At 68.5% G+C, this 17,472-nt stretch carries 14 protein-coding genes; 11 read left to right on the top strand and 3 right to left on the bottom strand.

Translation table 11 applies throughout. The features are described 5' to 3' along the window. Positions 1 to 455 precede the first annotated feature (455 nt). Positions 456 to 1,775: an ROK family protein gene (locus tag OHA61_RS22310; protein WP_406304513.1), complete on the bottom strand. Its 1,320-nt coding sequence runs from the start codon at positions 1,773 to 1,775 to the stop codon at positions 456 to 458. Positions 1,776 to 1,937: 162 nt separating this feature from the next. On the opposite strand from OHA61_RS22310, the gene OHA61_RS22315 reads away from it, so the two are divergent. From OHA61_RS22315 to OHA61_RS22345, 7 genes are all read left to right on the top strand, one after another. Then, the gene (locus tag OHA61_RS22315) at positions 1,938 to 2,903 is read left to right on the top strand and encodes an SMP-30/gluconolactonase/LRE family protein (protein WP_406304514.1); all 966 of its coding nucleotides are present in this window, start codon (positions 1,938 to 1,940) and stop codon (positions 2,901 to 2,903) included. Between the two features lie 10 nt (positions 2,904 to 2,913). Continuing rightward, positions 2,914 to 3,564 (top strand): bifunctional 4-hydroxy-2-oxoglutarate aldolase/2-dehydro-3-deoxy-phosphogluconate aldolase, encoded by a 651-nt coding sequence (locus tag OHA61_RS22320; RefSeq protein ID WP_406304515.1) that lies wholly within the window; start codon positions 2,914 to 2,916, stop codon positions 3,562 to 3,564. After that, positions 3,561 to 4,577, top strand: coding sequence for a sugar kinase (locus OHA61_RS22325; RefSeq protein WP_406304516.1), 1,017 nt, complete (start codon positions 3,561 to 3,563; stop codon positions 4,575 to 4,577). Before OHA61_RS22320 ends, OHA61_RS22325 begins: the two co-directional genes overlap by 4 nt. An 83-nt stretch (positions 4,578 to 4,660) precedes the next feature. Then, entirely contained in the window at positions 4,661 to 5,413 is a 753-nt protein-coding gene (locus OHA61_RS22330; protein WP_406304518.1) for an SDR family NAD(P)-dependent oxidoreductase, read from the top strand. Then, the gene (dgoD, locus tag OHA61_RS22335) at positions 5,410 to 6,555 is read left to right on the top strand and encodes a galactonate dehydratase (protein ID WP_406304519.1); all 1,146 of its coding nucleotides are present in this window, start codon (positions 5,410 to 5,412) and stop codon (positions 6,553 to 6,555) included. The genes OHA61_RS22330 and dgoD overlap by 4 nt, the downstream gene beginning before the upstream one ends. A 44-nt stretch (positions 6,556 to 6,599) precedes the next feature. After that, positions 6,600 to 7,001: an ATP-binding protein gene (locus OHA61_RS22340; RefSeq protein WP_406304520.1), complete on the top strand. Its 402-nt coding sequence runs from the start codon at positions 6,600 to 6,602 to the stop codon at positions 6,999 to 7,001. A gap of 198 nt (positions 7,002 to 7,199) precedes the next feature. Continuing rightward, a complete protein-coding gene (locus tag OHA61_RS22345) occupies positions 7,200 to 7,340 on the top strand; it encodes a hypothetical protein (protein ID WP_406304521.1) in 141 nt (46 codons plus the stop codon). Positions 7,341 to 7,643: 303 nt separating this feature from the next. On the opposite strand, the gene OHA61_RS22350 is transcribed toward OHA61_RS22345, so the two are convergent. After that, complete coding sequence (locus OHA61_RS22350) at positions 7,644 to 9,389, bottom strand: beta-galactosidase (protein WP_406304522.1); 1,746 nt, start codon at positions 9,387 to 9,389, stop codon at positions 7,644 to 7,646. A gap of 293 nt (positions 9,390 to 9,682) precedes the next feature. Next, positions 9,683 to 10,678 carry a LacI family DNA-binding transcriptional regulator gene (locus OHA61_RS22355; protein WP_406304523.1) on the bottom strand — a complete coding sequence of 332 codons (996 nt, stop codon included), beginning with the start codon at positions 10,676 to 10,678 and terminating at the stop codon, positions 9,683 to 9,685. Between the two features lie 349 nt (positions 10,679 to 11,027). On the opposite strand from OHA61_RS22355, the gene OHA61_RS22360 reads away from it, so the two are divergent. The 4 genes from OHA61_RS22360 to OHA61_RS22375 all read left to right on the top strand — a co-directional run bounded on the left by OHA61_RS22360 (position 11,028) and on the right by OHA61_RS22375 (position 16,480). After that, entirely contained in the window at positions 11,028 to 11,942 is a 915-nt protein-coding gene (locus tag OHA61_RS22360) for a carbohydrate ABC transporter permease (RefSeq protein ID WP_406304524.1), read from the top strand. 11 nt (positions 11,943 to 11,953) lie between these two features. Next, the gene (locus OHA61_RS22365) at positions 11,954 to 12,892 is read left to right on the top strand and encodes a carbohydrate ABC transporter permease (RefSeq protein ID WP_406307422.1); all 939 of its coding nucleotides are present in this window, start codon (positions 11,954 to 11,956) and stop codon (positions 12,890 to 12,892) included. A gap of 55 nt (positions 12,893 to 12,947) precedes the next feature. After that, positions 12,948 to 14,291 carry an ABC transporter substrate-binding protein gene (locus OHA61_RS22370; protein ID WP_406304525.1) on the top strand — a complete coding sequence of 448 codons (1,344 nt, stop codon included), beginning with the start codon at positions 12,948 to 12,950 and terminating at the stop codon, positions 14,289 to 14,291. A gap of 686 nt (positions 14,292 to 14,977) precedes the next feature. Beyond that, positions 14,978 to 16,480, top strand: a complete 1,503-nt coding sequence (locus OHA61_RS22375) for a ricin-type beta-trefoil lectin domain protein (RefSeq protein ID WP_406304526.1) — start codon at positions 14,978 to 14,980, stop codon at positions 16,478 to 16,480. Positions 16,481 to 17,472 lie beyond the last annotated feature (992 nt).

Genomic DNA, 17,472 nt, shown 5'->3' on the forward strand with positions numbered 1-17,472 from the left:
GGGGGGCAGAGCGGGTCGCAGCGACAGACCGGCAGCGCCACAGGGCGGGGTCAGCACGGCACGATCTGGCGTCGGCAGCAAGGTCCGCTCCTGGGAACCAACAAGCGGCGACCCGTTTCCCTTCGGCAGCCCAGGCCTACGGCCTAACCTGCCCTGTCTGCGCGACACCCGACGGCCTCGTCGGCGCATCAGCCATGGACTAGCTCATCCAGTCACTCATCAGCGCCTCACAAGATCGCCGCAACAGACTCCGTGTTGCGACGATCCCTGGAATCCGCCGGACGGGCGGGGGCGTAAACCATGGCAGGCGGGAGCCTGTTGCCGAACGGGCGGAGCTGGTCCCTGCGGTGTGGGGCCCGACCGGAGGTTCCGTCGCAGACGTTCTTCCATGCTGAGGCGACGCACCCCTCCGCATCGGGCCGGCTGAGGGGTGCGCCGCGTGGTGCGGGCCGCGCTCAGCCGGGGGCACGGCCGGTCTCGGGGGTGCGGGAGGGCCGGGCATTTCGCCTGTTCGCCGTCATCGGCCCGAAGGTCTCACGGTCGTTGAGGAAGCCCTCGAGGCCGAAGGTAGCTGCGCCGAGGCTGACCGGATTGACGGTGATCGTGCTCAGGCTCAGCCTCACTGCGCGCAGCGTCTGGGGCAGGGTATGGCGCTCGATGACGTCACGAGTCTGCTTCAGCAGTGGCTCTCCCAGCGCGTCGACGGTCGAGCCGCCGAGTACGAGAACCTCGGGGTTGAAGAGATTGACCAGATTGGCCACGGCCACACCCAAGTGGCCGGCGGTAGCGGCGATCACCTCGGTGGCGAAGGGATCGCCTTCGGCCGCGGCCCGGCCCAGATTGCGTACGACCGTCTCTTCGTCGGGAGCCTCCAGCAAGCGACTGCCGGGGGTGGCTCGTTCGCGCGCGGTTTGCGCGATGCCCGCCGTGCTGATGTACGCCTCGACGCAGCCTCGGTTCCCACAGCGGCATTCCCGGCCGTCAGGGATCAGGCAGGTGTGGCCCCACTCGCCGGCGCTGTTGGTGGTGCCCCGGTAGAGCGCACCACCCACGGCCATGCCGACGCCGACGCCTGCGCGGAGGGTGACCACTACCAGATCTTCGACCTCCCGCCCCGCGCCGAACCACATCTCGCCGACCGTACTCGCCTTGAGGGGGTTGTCGAGATAGAGGGGCATGTCGAGCCGTTCGGCCAGCAGGGCGCGCAGCGGCACGTCCCGCCAGGCCCAGTACGGCGAGTACACGGACACGCCGCCCTCACGTTCGACGAGGCCGGGCACGCTGACACCGGTCCCGAGCACCTGCTGCGGCGCTGTGTCCGCCGCGGCTAGCAGCTCCTCAGCACCCGCGACGATGCCGTCGACGACATCGGAGGGCCGGATGTCGGCCGGCGGTGCCTCGCTTCGCGGGCCATCGGCCGCTCGCTCATCCCGTGTCGGCAGTGGCACGTCCACGCTCTGCAGGGTCCTCAGCGCCAGGTCGAAGAGGTCGAGGCGGATGGACGTCTCGGCGACGTCGATGCCGATCAGCGCCCCACGCTCCGCGTTGACGGCGAGTCTGGCCCGGGGGCGGCCTCCTCCGGACTCCTCGTGACCGGCCTCCACAAGGACCTCGGCCTCCAGCAGCTCCGCGACGAGATTGGCGACGGTCGCGAAGGAGAGTCCGGTTGCTTCCGCGATGTCCTGGCGCGTCACGGCGGCCTGCGCGGCGTATACGCAGCGCAGCGCGTCGAACCGGTTGCGTCGGCGGATGTCCCGCGCGGTGCGTTTGACCATCGGTCAGTCCTCTCGCTGCAGCCCGGTTCCAGGCTGGATCGGGGCCGGGTGCGGCCATCTTATTCAGGCCCCTGGAGAAAGCTATTTACATGGGTTAGAAGAAGTCCTAGAGTTCTGCCCGTCGGGATGGACACAGGAGTGATACATGCAAGCGAGCGACACATGCGATTGACCGCCGTCCCGTGCGCACCAGTACCGGGCCGACTCTCCGAGGGACCCGTCTGGGACCCCCACAGCGAAGAGCTGCTGTGGGTCGACATCACTGCGGGCCTGATCCACCGGGGAACCCTCGTGGCACGCGACGATGGCAGTGGCCTCCCGGACGTGCTGCCGCGGGTCCTGCTCGCACTCGGCCACCCGGTCGGCGCGGTGGCATCGTGCCGCTCAGGCACACTGCTCGCAGCAGCGGGTACGGCATTCCTGCAGGTCGTTGACACAGGGGCACCTGGCGAGTTCGCCAGGCCCGCCCTGCCGGACGACGGGGTGCGCCGCCGTATGAACGATGCGAAGTGCGACCCCCGTGGGCGGCTGCTGGCCGGCACCATGGCCGTCGACGCGACTCCGGGTGCCGGCTCGCTCTACCGCCTGGATCCGGACGGGCGGGTAAGCACCCTGCTCGATTCGGTCACCATCTCCAACGGACTGGGTTGGAGCCCGGACGGGTGTCTTCTCTACTACGCGGACAGCCGGACGCGTCGCGTCGACGTCTTCGACTACGACCTCGACAGTGGCACGATCGCGAACCGTCGCCCCTTCGTCACGTTCGACGAAGGCGAGCCGGACGGTCTGGCTGTAGACACTGCGGGCCGGGTGTGGGTGGCGGTGTGGGGCGCCGGACAGGTGCGCGCGTTCGAGGCTGACGGATCACCGCACGCCGTCGTGGAGGTCGCCGCCTCGCACGTCTCCAGCTGCGCCTTCGCCGGTCCCGATCTGGACGTGCTGATCATTACCACTGCGCGCGAGGGTCTGACGTCGGAGCAGCTGCGGGCCGAGCCGGACGCCGGGCGTCTCTTTGCCTGCCGCCCGGGCGCCACCGGCCTGTCCGTCGGACAGTTCGCGGACATACCCCTCACCAGCAGCCCAGACGGCTCCCCGTCCTCTCCTTTCGCCGCCCTGCCCGACCAATAGGACCCCTGCCATGACAGAGCTGCCCCAAGCCCTCGCCGATGCACCCGTGATCGCGATTCTGCGGTCCGGCTCCGCCGGACGTTTCGCTGCCGTAGCCGACACCCTCCACCGATCTGGTGTCAGGGCCGTGGAATTCACCCTCACCACTCCCGGCGTACTGACCGCGCTGCGCGAGTACGCCGGAACGAAGCCCGCAGGTCTCGCGCTGGGTGCGGGTACCGTCACCACCCCCGCCGACGCGCAGCGCGCGGTGGAGGCCGGCGCCACCTACCTCATCACCCCGGCTGTCTGCCTTGACGTCCTCGCCGAGGCGCAGCGACTCGGCGTCCCGGTGCTTCCCGGCGCACTCACTCCGAGCGAGATCCTCACGGCTTGGCGGGCTGGGGCCACCATGGTCAAGCTCTTTCCCGCGTCAGCCGGAGGACCCTCATACCTGGCGGCCGTGCGCGCGCCGCTGCCCCATGTCCCACTGGTCCCGACCGGCGGCATCGCCCTCGACGAGGCCCCCGCCTATCTGGCGGCCGGCGCCGCCGCACTGGGGATGGGCAGCCCCCTGGTAGGGGACGCCTGTGAGGGCGGCGACCTGGACGCCCTGCACGAGCGGGTCACCAACCTGCTGGAAGGAATCCGCGCGCCTCGGACGAACGGCGGCGGCTCATGACCCTCGCACGACGAGACCCCCTGAACGTCACCGGACGGGTATCCATACCCGCCGCCGGCCCCGATCCGCGCTCTCCCGCGCTCGTCACCCTCGGCGAGGCCATGGCAGTGGTGGCGGCGACCGAAGCCGGCCCGCTCGCCTCCGGCATCCCGATGCGGCTCGCCTTCGCCGGCGCGGAGGCCACCGTCGCCATCGGAGTCCGCCGCCTCGGACACAGCTCCTCCTGGACGGGACGCGTGGGGGCCGACGCGCCTGGCACGATGATCCTCGCCGGCCTGCGTGCCGAGGGTGTCGACGTCTCGCGCGCCCGCGTGGACGAGACCGCCCACACCGGCCTCATGCTGCGGGAACGCCGCACCACCGACCACACCCGCGTGACCTACTACCGCGCGGGACTCGCAGGATCACGGCTCGCACCCCAGGACGTCGACGAAGCCCTCGTCGCAGCGGCACGGGTGCTGCACATCACCGGTATCACGCCCGCCCTCGGCGCTTCCGCACGGGCTGCGGTTCACCACGCCGTGGAGATCGCGCGAGCCGCGGGCGTCACCGTGTCCCTGGACTTCAACCACCGGGCGCTGCTCTGGTCGCGGGAGGAGGCCGCCGCCGAACTCGCCGACCTTCTTACCCGGGCCGACATCGTCTTCGCCGGCCCGGAGGAGGCGGCGCTCGTCGTGGCGGACGGGGAACCGGCCGACATGGCACGGGCTCTCCTGGATGGCGGCCCCCGCGAGGCAGTGCTGAAGCTCGGCTCTCGCGGCGCCCTCGCCGCCGTCGCCGACGACGTTTTCGTACAGAACATCGTTCCGCTCACGTGCGTGGGACCCATCGGGGCCGGTGACGCCTTCGTCGCCGGCTATCTCACCGGCTTCCTCGACGGCGCCCCGGTCCGGGACAGGCTGCGACTCGGTGCGACCTGCGGGGCGTTCGCCGTCTCCGTGCACGGCGACTGGGAGGGCCTGCCCCGCCGCGACGAGCTCGCTCTCGCAGAGGGCGACGACGTGAGCCGCTGACAGCATCACCCGTTCCTTCCACCGGGCGGAACCCCTTCGCAACTGGTCGACACCCTTACCTCAAGCAGTCCAAGGATCCCGTCATGAACCGTTTCTCGGAAAGAACCGCCGTCGTCACCGGCGCCTCCTCGGGCATCGGCGCCGCGAGCGCGATACGCCTGGCCGCCGAAGGGGCGGCCGTCGTCCTGGCCGACATCGCGGACGAGGCCGGCGAGGCCGTCGCAGAGAAGATACGAGCTGACGGCGGTAGGGCCGCCTACGTCCACTGCGACGTCTCGGCCGAGCACGAGTGGACCGCGCTCCGCGACCGTGCCCACGCCCTGTTCGGCTTCGTGTCCGTCGTCCACAGCAACGCGTTCACGCACGTCGACGCAGCCGCCCACGAGTTGCCCGCGGCGGGTTGGGATCGCGAGATCGCCGTCAACCTCTCCGCTTCCCACCTCGCGGTACGGACCTTCCTCGACGACTTGCGGACCACGCGCGGCGCCTTCGTCGCCACATCGAGCGTGCACGCGCTGTTGGGACTGCCCGGCTACCCCGCCTACGCCGCCGCCAAGGGCGGCCTGTGCGCGCTCGTGCGGCAGCTCGCCGTCGAGTACGGCCCGGAAGTGCGCTTCAACACCGTGCTGCCCGGCCCGATCCTCACCGACATCTGGGACGACGTGGACGAGGACGGACGGGAACTGTCGGCACGCGCCACTGCCCTCGGCAGGCTCGGCCGTCCCGAGGAGGTGGCAGCGGCAGTCGCCTTCCTGGCCTCGGACGAGGCCGCATACATCACCGGAACGAGCCTGACCGTGGACGGCGGCTGGACCGTGAAGAAGGAGTCCAAGTGAAGATCACATCCCTGCGCACCTACCTTGTCGCCCCGCGGTGGTGCTTCCTGCGCGTCGAGACCGACGAGGGGGTCACGGGCTGGGGCGAGCCGGTCGTCGAGGGCCGCGCCCACACCGTCGCCGCCGCTGTCGAAGAGCTGTCCGACTATCTCGTCGGGCAGGACCCGATGCGCATCGAGGACCACTGGCAGGTCCTCACCAAGGGCGGCTTCTACCGTGGCGGCCCGGTCCTCTCCAGCGCGGTCGCCGGCATCGACCAAGCGCTGTGGGACATCAAGGGCAAGGCGCTCGACGTGCCTGTCTGGCAGTTGCTCGGCGGCCATGTCCGAGACCGCGCGCGTGTTTACAGCTGGATCGGCGGCGACCGCCCGACCGATGTCGCCGAGGCGGCGGCGGCGCGCAAGGCCGACGGGTTCACGGCGATCAAGATGAACGCCTCCGCGCAGCTGCGCCCCATCGATACCCCCGCCGCCGCGCACGACATCGTCGACCGCGTGGCGAGCGTGCGGGAGGTGGTCGGAGACGGCTTCGACATCGCCGTGGACTTCCACGGCCGGCTCACCCTCCCGATGGCGCGCCGGGTGCTCCCGCTGCTGGAGCCGTATCTGCCGCTGTTCGTCGAGGAACCGGTCGTTCCCGAGCTGAGTGAGCACATCGGCGACGTCGTACGCTCCACCAGCATCCCGATCGCCACCGGTGAACGGCTCTACTCCCGCTGGGACTTCAAGAAGGTCCTCCAGCAGGGGATTGCCGTCGCCCAGCCCGATCTGTCGCACGCCGGCGGCATCTCCGAGGTGCGGCGGATCGCCGCGATGGCCGAGGCGTACGACGTGTCGCTCGCCCCCCACTGTCCGCTGGGCCCCATCGCGCTCGCCGCCTGCCTCCAGGTTGGCTTCGCCACCCCGAACCTGCTGATACAGGAACAAAGCCTGGGGATCCACTACAACGCCGGATCCGACCTCCTCGACTACCTCGCGGACCGGTCGGTCTTCCGGTACGAGAACGGGCACGTGGCCCTGCTCACCGCCCCCGGCCTCGGCATCGACATCGACGAGAAGGCCGTCGAGCGCGCCGCCGAGGTTGGCCACCGCTGGCGCAACCCGGTCTGGCGCCGGGACGACGGCTCGTTCGCGGAGTGGTGAGTCGGCCGACGCTCAGCCGCGAGCGGTGCAACCTTGCGCCCCAGGTGCTGTCCAACGCGAGGTTTGATTGCGTTCCCGCTTCCGTGTCGGCAGCGCGCAGCTTCACGCGCGACGTTTTGGTGAAGCTCCCCATCGAAGAGTCAGAGACGGCCGTGCTGCTGGTCAGCGAACTGGTGACCAATGCGGTCCGCTACGGCCTCGGTCCCATCCTGCTCACGCTTACGGTGCATGGCAATTCGCTCCGATGCGAAGTCACCGACGCGAATCCCGCTGCGCCATGCCTCAAAGAGGCGGCCGCTGATGACGAATCGGGGCGGGGGATGCACATGCTTCATGAGCTGTCCCACCGTTGTGGCATCCGCCCGGCTCGCCATGGAAAGACGGTGTGGTTCGAACTCGAGGAGGCTCCCCCGGCTCGGGAATCCGACATCGACCTCATTCGCTGAGCCACGGCGTAGCCTTGCTGCCCCTGAACTCCGCGCGCCACAGACACGACCCGACGGCCGATTCAGATCTCGCCGTTCACACCTTGGTCGTCCGGCCGGGTTGACCTCCCCTCGACAACACCTGGATGCTCCGGGCCGGCGCCCGGGTGCGAACGTGCCCCAAAACCGGACCGAGGACGACTGTCCGTCGCAGCCCTGATGGCCGCGGTCCTGCTCACTGTTCCCACCACGACGGCGACCGCGGCCCCAACCGCGGTCTACCAGTTCAACATCACCATGCAGGAGCAGCAGAAGGACACCTGGTGCCGGGCGCCATCGGCGAACACAATCGCCGACTGATTCGGCAATGGCTAAAGCCAGAACCAGTTCCGCAACGCAGCCTTCAACCGCACCCAGGGCTTTGACCGCCCGAACTGGCAGGCCACTCTCGGCAATGTGCCAGAACGCCCTCGAGTGGATAGGCATGACCCCGGGGTTGCACGTCAACTGCTCGCCGAGCTATCGCTCCGCAGAGCCCTCGCGGCCTGCTGATCGCAGGCGTGACGAGAGTCCGGTTCATTGGGGCGCCGGGTGCCGCCCTGCGCGGGACCGGGCGGGACACGTCCGGCGCCCGGCCGATGAGGGACGTCAGTTCCCGCCCCTCTATTCCTCGGTGGGACCGAGGTCCGGCGTCTCCCGCAGGTCGACGGTGCGGGCCCGGTGGGCGGTGTGCAGTTCGAGCACGACGATTTCGTTGGAGCCCGTGTGCAGGACCGGCGCGGGGACGTACAGCGACTGCTGGGGGCCGCGGGACCAGTAGCGGCCGAGGTGGAAGCCGTTGACCCAGGCGTTGCCCTTCGTCCAGCCGCCGAGGTGGAGGAAGGTGTCGGCTGTCACAGTGATCTCGAAGGTGCCGCGATGGAAGGCGGGCCCCGTCGTCGTGGTGGCGGCGAACGGGAGCGCCGCAAGAGATGTCAGCGGCAGGGGCCGGCTGGTCCACCCGGTGAGTACCGTGCCGTCCAGGAGGACCGCTCCGGGCAGGCCCTTGCGGTCGTGGATGCCTGGTCCGTAGTTGACGCGTCCCTGGTTTTCCACGAGCAGGCTGAGGACGCTGCCCGCGCGGGGCACGGTGAACGCGATGGCCCGCTCGTGGTTCTCCCGCTCCAGAACCCCGACGGGCTGGCCGTCGAGGAAGACCTGGGCGCGGTCGCGGACCTGCTCCAGTTCCAGAAGGACGGGGCCGGCGGTCGGCAGGGCGGTCTCGTACAGGACGAAGCCGAAGTCCTGCTTGAGCTCTTCCATCGTCAGCGGCTGCTCGGATGCGACGGCGACACCCAGTGCGGGAGCGCACGCGAGCAGGGAGGCGCTCTCGGTCAACGGGACAGAGGGCAGCCCCAGCTTCGGAGCCCAGCCGGGGACGGGCTCGGCGGGTACCGGCGCATACTTCGCTATGACCTCGCGGAAGGCGGTGAACTTCTCGGTGGGGTCGCCGGCTTCGTTGAGGGGCGCGTCGTAGTCGTATGAGGTGACCGTGGGCCGGTAGGTGTGCTTGTCGTTGGCGCCGTTGGTGAAGCCGAAGTTCGTGCCGCCGTGGAACATGTAGAAGTTGACCGAGCCCCCGCTCGCCAGCAGTTCGTCCAGTTCTTGGGCGGCCTGGGCCGGGTCGCGGACCACGTGGTGGGCGCCCCAGCGGTCGAACCAGCCGATCCAGAACTCCGTGCACAGCAGCGGGCCGTCCGGCTGGTGTGCACGCAAGGCGGCGAGGTTCTGCACGGAGCGGCTGCCGAAGTTGGCCGTCGCGAGGACCCCCGGCAGGGCGCCGCGCTCCAGGTCGGCGGGCTGGTCGCAGGTGAACAGGGGGACGTCGACGCCGCACCGGCGGAGCGTGGCGGCAAGGTGCTCCAGGTAGGCGGTGTCATCGCCATAGGCCCCGTACTCGTTCTCGACCTGCACGGCCAGGACCGGGCCGCCGCGTGTGGCGAGGTAGGGCTTGAGCGGGGCGAGCAGCTGGGCGAAGTAGTCGTCGACCGCGGAGAGATAACGGGGGTCCCGACTGCGCAACCGGATGTCCGGCTCGGCCAGAAGCCAGGAGGGCAGGCCGCCGCCCTCCCACTCGGCGCAGATGTACGGTCCGGGGCGGAGCAGCACGTGGAGCCCCTCGGCCGAGGCAAGGTCGAGGAAGGCGGGCAGGTCGAGTTCGCCGTCCATCCGCAACCGGCCGGGGCGCGGCTGGTGGAGGTTCCAGGGGACGTACGTCTCGATGGTGTTGAGTCCCATGAGGCGGGCCTTGTGCAGGCGATCGGCCCACTGCGCAGGGTGAACGCGGAAGTAGTGCAGCCCTCCGGACAGGAGCCGGAAGGGTTCGCCGTCGAGCCGGAACCCGATGTCGTCGATCTCAAGAAGGGGCATGTGCTGCTGCTCCTGTGCTGAAGGGACATGCGGCGGGTCGCGCGGGGGCTGAGCGCGCCCCGGCCCGCAATGATGTTTGCGTAAACATATCGGCCGTGGCAAGTCTTTGCCCGCTTCGGATCGTGAGGCGCGAGGCAGTCGTCACCGGGCGTCGAAGAGCCGGGGGGTCAGATGGGCGCGAAGCGGCCGCCATCGCGGGGGCAGCTTCCGGGTTGCCCGCTGCCCGGGCCCCGCCACCGAGGAGCGGTCGACACCCGGATTCCCCGGGAACGCGGCCGATCAGCGGATCGCCCTCACCGTTTGAGGGGCGGGGGTGCGGTGCTGCTCCTGACCACCAGGTGCGTGGAGACGATGTCCGTGCCGGATCTTGGGATGTCGCGTTCGTGGATCTGGCGCAAGACCTCCTGGACGGTTCTGCGTCCCACCTCGGCGAAGTCCTGGTGCACCGTGGTCAGGGGCGGCAGGTAGCAGGCGGCGTCGGGGGTGTCGTCGAAGCCGACCACGCTGATCTCGCCGGGAACCGCCCTGCCTCGTTCTTGGAAGGCGCGCAGGAGTCCGAGTGCCATCTGGTCGTTGGCGGCGAATACCGCGGTGCAGTCCGGCTCCTCTGCGAGGGTGAGGCCGGCCGTGTAGCCCGATTCGGCGGACCAGTCGCCGTGCAGGGGTGGCGGTACCGGCCGGCCGGCTTCCTCGAGCACGGTCCGCCATGCGTGAGTCCGGCGCTGGCTTGCGTACGACGACTGGGGGCCGGTCACGTGCCAGACGGTCTCATGTCCGAGTTCGAGCAGGTGGTTGACGGCATGTCGGGTGCCGCCGGCCTGGTCGGTGTCGACCACGCGGTAACGGTCGCCGGCGTCGGAGTCCACGACGACCGCGTGCACACCGGGCGGCAGTGCCACGGTACCGGCGTCGAGCAGGTGGACCTCGATGAAGACGATGACGGCGTCGACGGCCAGTTCGCCCATTCTTGTGAAGGCACCCAGCACATTGTCCTGGGTCGGGATGTCGACGGGGATCAGCGTGATCGCGTACCCGTCGGCCGCGGCCTGGGTCGCGATCGCTTGCACGGTGTTGCTGTTGCCGGTGGTGGACAGGCTGTGCAAGATCACGCCGATGGTGTTGAACTGCCCGTACCGCAGGGCACGCGCGGCACTGTTGGGCCGGTATCCCAGTTCGCGCATCGCCTCGAGCACCTGCTCCCGGGTCGAAGCGATCACACCGGGGTGGCCGTTGGAAACCCTCGACACCGTCTGGGACGAAACGCCCGCGAGCTTGGCGACGTCGGCCATCGACACGCGCTGCTTGCGGCGCCCGCCCGGTATTCCCGAACCGCCCCGCTGGGCGCCACCTCCAGGAACAGGATCCTGCTGTCCCCGCTCACTCAGGTCCATCGCCCGTCGACTCCCGTCTTTCCGCTCATCGCCGTCGACAGACGGCCCATGCGAAACTTAACGTCCGCGAAACCTTGACCGATCGCTGTGACGGCTGCCACGCTACCGCACAAGTTTACGTAAACATCCTATCACCGGGCCAGATCGCGCCGCTGGGCCCGAAAGGGCGGCCGGTGCGCCCCAGTGAGGCTCAATGTTTACGTAACCACAAAGTTTCGGGTCAGTTTTGAGTAGCGAGGAGCGAACCGTGGTCGCAGTACCACAGACAGGTCTAGGTGGCGGGAGGCCGTCGGTCTCGAGTCGGCGGTCATCGGCCGGCTGGCGGTTCGTCGGGCCGTTCATGGCGGTGTTCGCGCTGGTCTTCCTCGCGCCGATCGGTTACTCGATCTACTTGAGCCTGTTCCGCACCCAGCTGATCGGCGGTACGACCTTCGTCGGCGCCGACAACTACACCAAAGCATTCGGCGACGCGCAGTTCTGGTCGGCCTTCGGCCGGGTGGCGGTCTTCCTGGCCGTGCAGGTCCCGATCATGTTGTTCCTCGCCCTCCTGCTGGCCCTGGCGATCGACAGCGGCCGACTGTACGGGGCGAGCTTCTTCCGGATCTCGGTGTTCCTGCCCTACGCGGTGCCGGCCGTCGTCGCGACGCTGATGTGGGGCTTCATGTACGGAACGCGTTTCGGCCTGGTCGGCAACCTCAACGAGGCGTTCGGGATCTCGCTTCCCAACCCGCTGTCGCCCGACCTGATCCTGGCGTCGATCGGCAACATCGTGACCTGGCAGTTCGTGGGCTACAACATGCTGATCCTCTACTCGGCGCTGAAGGTGGTCAATCCGACGCTGTATGAGGCCGCGGAGATCGACGGTGCGGGACAGCTGCAGATCATCCGGGCGATCAAGCTCCCGGCGCTGCGCGGGGCGCTGATCATCGCGACGATCTTCTCGATCATCGGCAGTTTCCAGCTGTTCAACGAACCGAGCATCCTCAAGAGCCTGGCGCCGAATGCGATCACGTCCTCCTTCACGCCGAACCTCTACGCCTACTCGCTGTCCTTCGCAGGGCAGCAGTTCAACTACGCGGCGACGATCGCCATCGTCATGGGCCTGATGACGATGATCATCGCCTACGTCGTCCAACTGCGCGGCATGCGGAAGGAATTCTGATCATGGCCACCATGACTCGCGAAGTCGGTCACGAGCCCCGTCGGGCGCGGCACTCGGGTGCCGCTTCCGTCCCGCGTGTGGTCCGTCGCGCCCGGCGTGCGTCCCGCAGGAACAGGCGGAGCGCCACGCTGACCGCCCTGACGGCGATCATGCTGATGTACACACTCCTTCCGCTGGCCTGGCTGGCGATCAACGCCACCAAGACGCAGGAAGGGCTTTTCCGCTCCTTTGGCCTGTGGTTCGACGGAGACTTCGCCCTGTTCGGCAATATCGCCGACACCTTCAGCTACAACGACGGGATCTTCACCCGCTGGCTCATCAACACGCTGCTCTATGTGGTGGTGGGCGCGGGCGGTGCCACCCTGCTCGCGACGCTGGCTGGGTATGGGCTGGCCAAGTTCGACTTCCCCGGAAAGAAGGCCGTGTTCGCGACCGTCATCGGAGCGGTCGCGGTGCCGGGCACGGCACTGGCGGTCCCCACCTTCCTGATGTTCTCCGAGATGGGGCTGACCAACACCCCGTGGGCGATCATCATCCCGTCCCTGGTCTCACCGTTCGGTCTGTACCTCATGTGGACCTTCGCCACGGACGCCGTCCCGAAGGAGATCCTCGAGTCGGCGCGGGTCGACGGGGCTGGCGAGTTCCGCACGTTCTTCCAAATCAGCATGCCGATGCTGGCGCCGGGCATGGTCACGGTTCTTCTCTTCAACGTGGTCGCGACCTGGAACAACTACTTCCTGCCGCTGATCATGCTGAAGGACCCCGACTGGTACCCGCTGACCCTCGGCCTGAACAGCTGGAACGCGCAGGCTGCCACCGTCGGCGGCGACGCGGTCTTCAACCTCGTGATCACCGGATCACTGCTCACCATCGTCCCCTTGATCGCGGCGTTCCTGCTGCTCCAGCGGTACTGGCAGTCGGGCCTTGCCGCCGGAAGCGTCAAGGAGTGACCTACGCCCGGCCCGATTTCTCATCAATCGCAACACCCCTATGAAAGGCCACCTCATGACGATAATCCGTCGTCACGCCATCCTGCTGGGCGCCGCCGCCCTCTCCGTGACGCTCACCGCCACCGCCTGTAGCTCCTCCGACAAGCAGGACTCGGGCGCCGCCAAGCCCGCGTCCGACGCCGACGTCCAGGCGGCCCTGGACGCCGGCGGCGAGATCACGGTCTGGGCCTGGGAACCGACTCTTAAGAAGGTCGTCAGCGATTTCGAGGCCAAGTACCCCAAGGTCAAGGTCAAGCTGGTCAACGCCGGCACCGGCAATGAGCAGTACACCGCCCTGCAGAATGCGGTCAAGGCCGGGTCGGGCATCCCCGACATCGCCCATGTCGAGTACTACGCGCTGCCGCAGTTCGCCCTCGCGAAGTCCCTCACGGACCTGAGCGCCCTTGGTGCGGACAAGCTCAACAGCACCTTCACTCCCGGCCCGTGGAACGCTGTCCACGCCGGCGGCAGCGGCGTCTACGGCCTGCCGATGGACTCCGGCCCGATGGCCTTGTTCTACAACAAGGAGGTCTTCGACAAGCACAAGATCAAGGCGCCGGCCACCTGGGAGGAGTACATCGCCGCGGCCAAGAAGCTGCACGCCGCGGACCCCAAGGCGTACCTCACCAACGACACCGGCGACGCCGGCTTCACCACCAGCATGATCTGGCAGGCCGGCGGAAAGCCGTACACCGTGAACGGCACCGAGGTCGGTGTGAACTTCGACGACGCCGGGACCAAGCAGTTCACCACCGCCTGGCAGAAGCTCATCAGCGACAAGCTGCTCGCACCGGTCAACTCCTGGAGCGACGCCTGGTACAAGGGCCTCGGCGACGGCACCATCGCCTCCCTCGTCACCGGCGCCTGGATGCCCGCCTCCCTGGAATCCGGCGTCAAGGCAGGCGCCGGCAAGTGGCGCGTCGCGCCCATGCCGCAGTGGAAGAGCGGGCAGGAGGCCAGCGCCGAGAACGGCGGCAGCTCGCTGGCCATCACGCAGGCCAGCACCAACAAGAAGCTCGCCTACGCCTTCCTCAAGTACGCCACCGTCGACGAGGGCGCACAGTCCCGCGTCGACGCCGGCGCGTTCCCCGCCACCACCAAGCAGCTGAACTCCCCAGACTTCCAGAACAAGAAGGCCCCCTACTTCGGCGGGCAGCAGATCAACCAGGTGCTCGCCAAGTCGGCCGGCAACGTCCTCATCGGATGGTCCTACCTGCCCTTCCAGGTCTACGCCAACAGCATCTTCAACGACACCGTCGGCAAGGCCTACGTCAGCGGCACCACGCTCCAGGACGGCCTGAAGTCCTGGCAGGACGCCTCCACCAAGTACGGCCAGGAACAAGGCTTCACCGTCAAGTAAACGCGCCCCACAGCCCGCGCCCCACAGCCCGCGTCCTGCCGCCGGTGGCACTGCGGGACCGTGCAAAGACTTCCTCGCACCTCAACCCTGAGACACGGAGTGTCAAGACCGGCCGCTACCGGTCTCCGCCGACGACGACCTCAGGGACCCGCCCGCCGTCCATCGCCCCGCCGGCCACCTGACAGACAGGCCGGCGGGGTCCCACCCCGGGGCCCCACCGAGCCACACGCGGCCTCCCCCCAGGCTCGGAGCCACCAACACCGGAAGGAGCCATCGGATGCACAGAATCTCGCCCAGCACCCTGCCCAGGCCACCGCCCCCACGGGTTCTGGCACCGGTGGCCGCGTTCACCGCGGCCGGCCGCGCAGCGTCATCAGCACCCCGCGCCGCCGCCCTGAGCAAGGGACACTCACGGGCGGTGACAACGCCGTAGCGGGCCCGGCCCGCAGCGGCTCCTTCCCCACAACAAAGACCGTGCCCGCCGGCGCACCCAGCGAGCACGTCAACTCAGCCGACCCCACGTGCCCCGGCCGCCCGGCGCTCATCACCACCTCGCGCCGTGCCTGCCCGGAACACACCCAGGCGCCACCACAGCATCACAACCGCCCACCGCGGCAGATCGCTTCGTGGCGCCCAAGGCGGCAACGACCGCCTGCACAGAGCCGCACGCACAAAAGGAACACGGCATGCCCAACTCCCAGCGTACCCAACCCAGTCCCCACTCCACCGCACTCCCCCCCGCCCGTACCCCCTCGCACCGCCGAGCGCTGGCCTGCCTCGCGGCCGCGCTGATCGCTGTGCCGATCACCGTGCTGTCCACGACATCGCCGGCGGCTGCGGAAACCAACCCAACGGACGCCGGCACGTTCCAAGGCGTGAACTGGGCCAGGCCGGGAGACAACTACGTCGCGGGCGCCGTCGTCCCCGAGGGGTTGGACAGCTCCGACAGCTACGACACCGTCAAGGCCAAGGCCAACGCCATCCTCGGCGGGTTCCAGAGCACGCTTGGCGCCAACACCGTCCGGCTGCCGATCAACACCCACTCCGTCCCCGGCACCACGTGGGGCGACAAGTACACCGGCGCCATCGACGCCGCGACCGCCAAGGGCTTCAAGGTCATCCTCTCCTACTGGGAGGACGACGCGTCCGAGAACGGCAGAATCATCGACACGGGCGCCTTCAACTCGATGTGGAACTCGGTCGTCGATGAGTACGGCTCCAACAGCCTGGTCTACTTCGAGCCGATGAACGAGCCTTACGGCTACAGCGCCACAGCGTGGGCCGACGTCGCCGCCGAGTGGATCACCGACCGCCCGTCGGTCCCCAAGGGCAGGATCATCGTGAGCGGCAAGGGCTGGAACGACGACGTCACGTCCGTGTGCGCCGACTCCCGCCTCGACGGGACCTATCTTTCGCTCCACCACTACGCCTTCGGCAAGCCGGCGAAGACCTACGACGGGTGGGCCGACGAGTTCGACAGCGTGGTCGGCGACTGCGGCGCGCGCACCATCCTGGACGAGTTCGGCGCACCGATGGAGGGCGAAGGGGTGGACGTCGGCAAGGACTACAACGACGCCGCCAGCACCGACAACTTCGTCCGGTACTTGCGCGCCGACACCGACAGAGTCCGCTCCCTCGGCATGGGCGCGGTCTACTGGCCGGCCCTCGGCGGCCCGCACAACGAATACCCCGACTTCGATTACTACGGCCTCTTCGACCTCAAGGGCAGCGGTTCCAACCTGGCGCTGGGCATCCGCAACATCAGCGGTATGGACCGTGTCAAGTACGCCTGGGGCACCGATGTCGGCTCGCACACGAGCGCCCTGCGCAACGTCGGCGGCAACGGCTGCCTCGACGTCCCCAATCTCAGCCACGACAACGTCCCGGTCCAGGTCTACGACCCGTGCTCGGGCGGCGACAACCAGAAGTGGACCAGGACGCCCTCCGGGCAGATCACCGTCTACGGCGGCACGAAGTGCCTGGACGCCTACGGAGAAGGCACGATCAACGGCACCGTGGTCGGCACCTACGACTGCAACGGCCAGGACAACCAGAAGTGGTTGTTTTACTCCGACGGCACGATCCGCGGAAAGCAGTCCGGTCTGTGCCTGGACAAGGACCTGGCCACCAACAAGGTCTGGCTCTGGTCCTGCTGGGGCGGCGACAACCAGAAGTGGGAGACCAACTGAGCGGTAATCCCCGCCTGACACGCACAGTGGCCGGTCGCGGACGCTACGAGCCGCGACCGGCCTGACCGCGGGCGCCCGCCAAACCCGCCCTGATCAATCCGCGGTCCATGCGCGATGTCCCGACCCTCCCGACCATGGTGTGAGGACAGCTGTGCCCGCAGACTGGCCGTCACGTGCACGAAGGCGGGAGCGCACCGGCCTGCCCGGCGGGTGTTCACCTCCCACCAGGGCGCGATCCCGACGTCGTAGCCGACCACGAACCAGCCTGGCTCCTGCCCGGCCCGCTGCATCGGCCAGGCCCACACGCTCAGCTCCAGCTGACGCCCGCTGCGGTGCCGGGCTGTCACAACGTCCGACCAACCCTCCTGCGACCGCAGACAGTCCCCAAGAACCGCCGGGTCCGTCAAAAGCGCCGGGACTGCCTGGTCCAGCACCTATGCCGCCGAGTACCCAAGCAGCTGGGCTGCTGTCTGCGTCCAGCCCAACACCGTGCTGTGTTCGTCCGCGACAGCGGCAGCGGCGTGCGCCAGATCCGGAGGAACCAAGGGCGGCTCCGTGGGATCGGCGGGCACATGGTCTTGGGGCGTTCCAGGATGCATCGGATCGTCCTCCCAGCGAGTACCAGCATCTCATCGAACATGCGGCGGTGGGGGCTGTAGACGAACCCGCGGCTTGCCGCGACCGTGTCTACACCCCGGTTCCGGCCGTTCCCCATCTTGTTCTGGGGCGGCCTGGCACCGTCTGTCACTGCTGTACGCCACAGGCGGCCGGGCTGGGTGATTCTGGTGGCGTTGATGCGAGAGCCCGCTGCACGAATGGATGCCCCTACTGCCTGGTTGCTGCCCGATACCTATGGTTTCTTCCGCTTTATGGGGGCGCTTACGCGTTGATCCACAGGGGTTGGCAGCGTTTCCTGGAAGAGACGACAAGGCCCAAGCAGCAGGAGGAATTGTGGAACGCGAGTCGGAGACTCGCGCTCGAACTCCGAGACG

Origin of the sequence: Streptomyces sp. NBC_00885 (assembly GCF_045207475.1) — a bacterium.
In the GTDB taxonomy this organism is placed as follows: domain Bacteria; phylum Actinomycetota; class Actinomycetes; order Streptomycetales; family Streptomycetaceae; genus Streptomyces.

Coding starts and splice junctions, on each gene's coding strand:
- OHA61_RS22310 (WP_406304513.1), bottom strand. CDS start 1,775: ATGGTCAAACGCACCGCGCGGGACATCCGCCGACGCAACCGGTTCGAC.
- OHA61_RS22315 (WP_406304514.1), top strand. CDS start 1,938: ATGCGATTGACCGCCGTCCCGTGCGCACCAGTACCGGGCCGACTCTCC.
- OHA61_RS22320 (WP_406304515.1), top strand. CDS start 2,914: ATGACAGAGCTGCCCCAAGCCCTCGCCGATGCACCCGTGATCGCGATT.
- OHA61_RS22325 (WP_406304516.1), top strand. CDS start 3,561: ATGACCCTCGCACGACGAGACCCCCTGAACGTCACCGGACGGGTATCC.
- OHA61_RS22330 (WP_406304518.1), top strand. CDS start 4,661: ATGAACCGTTTCTCGGAAAGAACCGCCGTCGTCACCGGCGCCTCCTCG.
- OHA61_RS22345 (WP_406304521.1), top strand. CDS start 7,200: ATGGCCGCGGTCCTGCTCACTGTTCCCACCACGACGGCGACCGCGGCC.
- OHA61_RS22350 (WP_406304522.1), bottom strand. CDS start 9,389: ATGCCCCTTCTTGAGATCGACGACATCGGGTTCCGGCTCGACGGCGAA.
- OHA61_RS22355 (WP_406304523.1), bottom strand. CDS start 10,678: ATGGCCGACGTCGCCAAGCTCGCGGGCGTTTCGTCCCAGACGGTGTCG.
- OHA61_RS22365 (WP_406307422.1), top strand. CDS start 11,954: ATGACTCGCGAAGTCGGTCACGAGCCCCGTCGGGCGCGGCACTCGGGT.
- OHA61_RS22370 (WP_406304525.1), top strand. CDS start 12,948: ATGACGATAATCCGTCGTCACGCCATCCTGCTGGGCGCCGCCGCCCTC.
- OHA61_RS22375 (WP_406304526.1), top strand. CDS start 14,978: ATGCCCAACTCCCAGCGTACCCAACCCAGTCCCCACTCCACCGCACTC.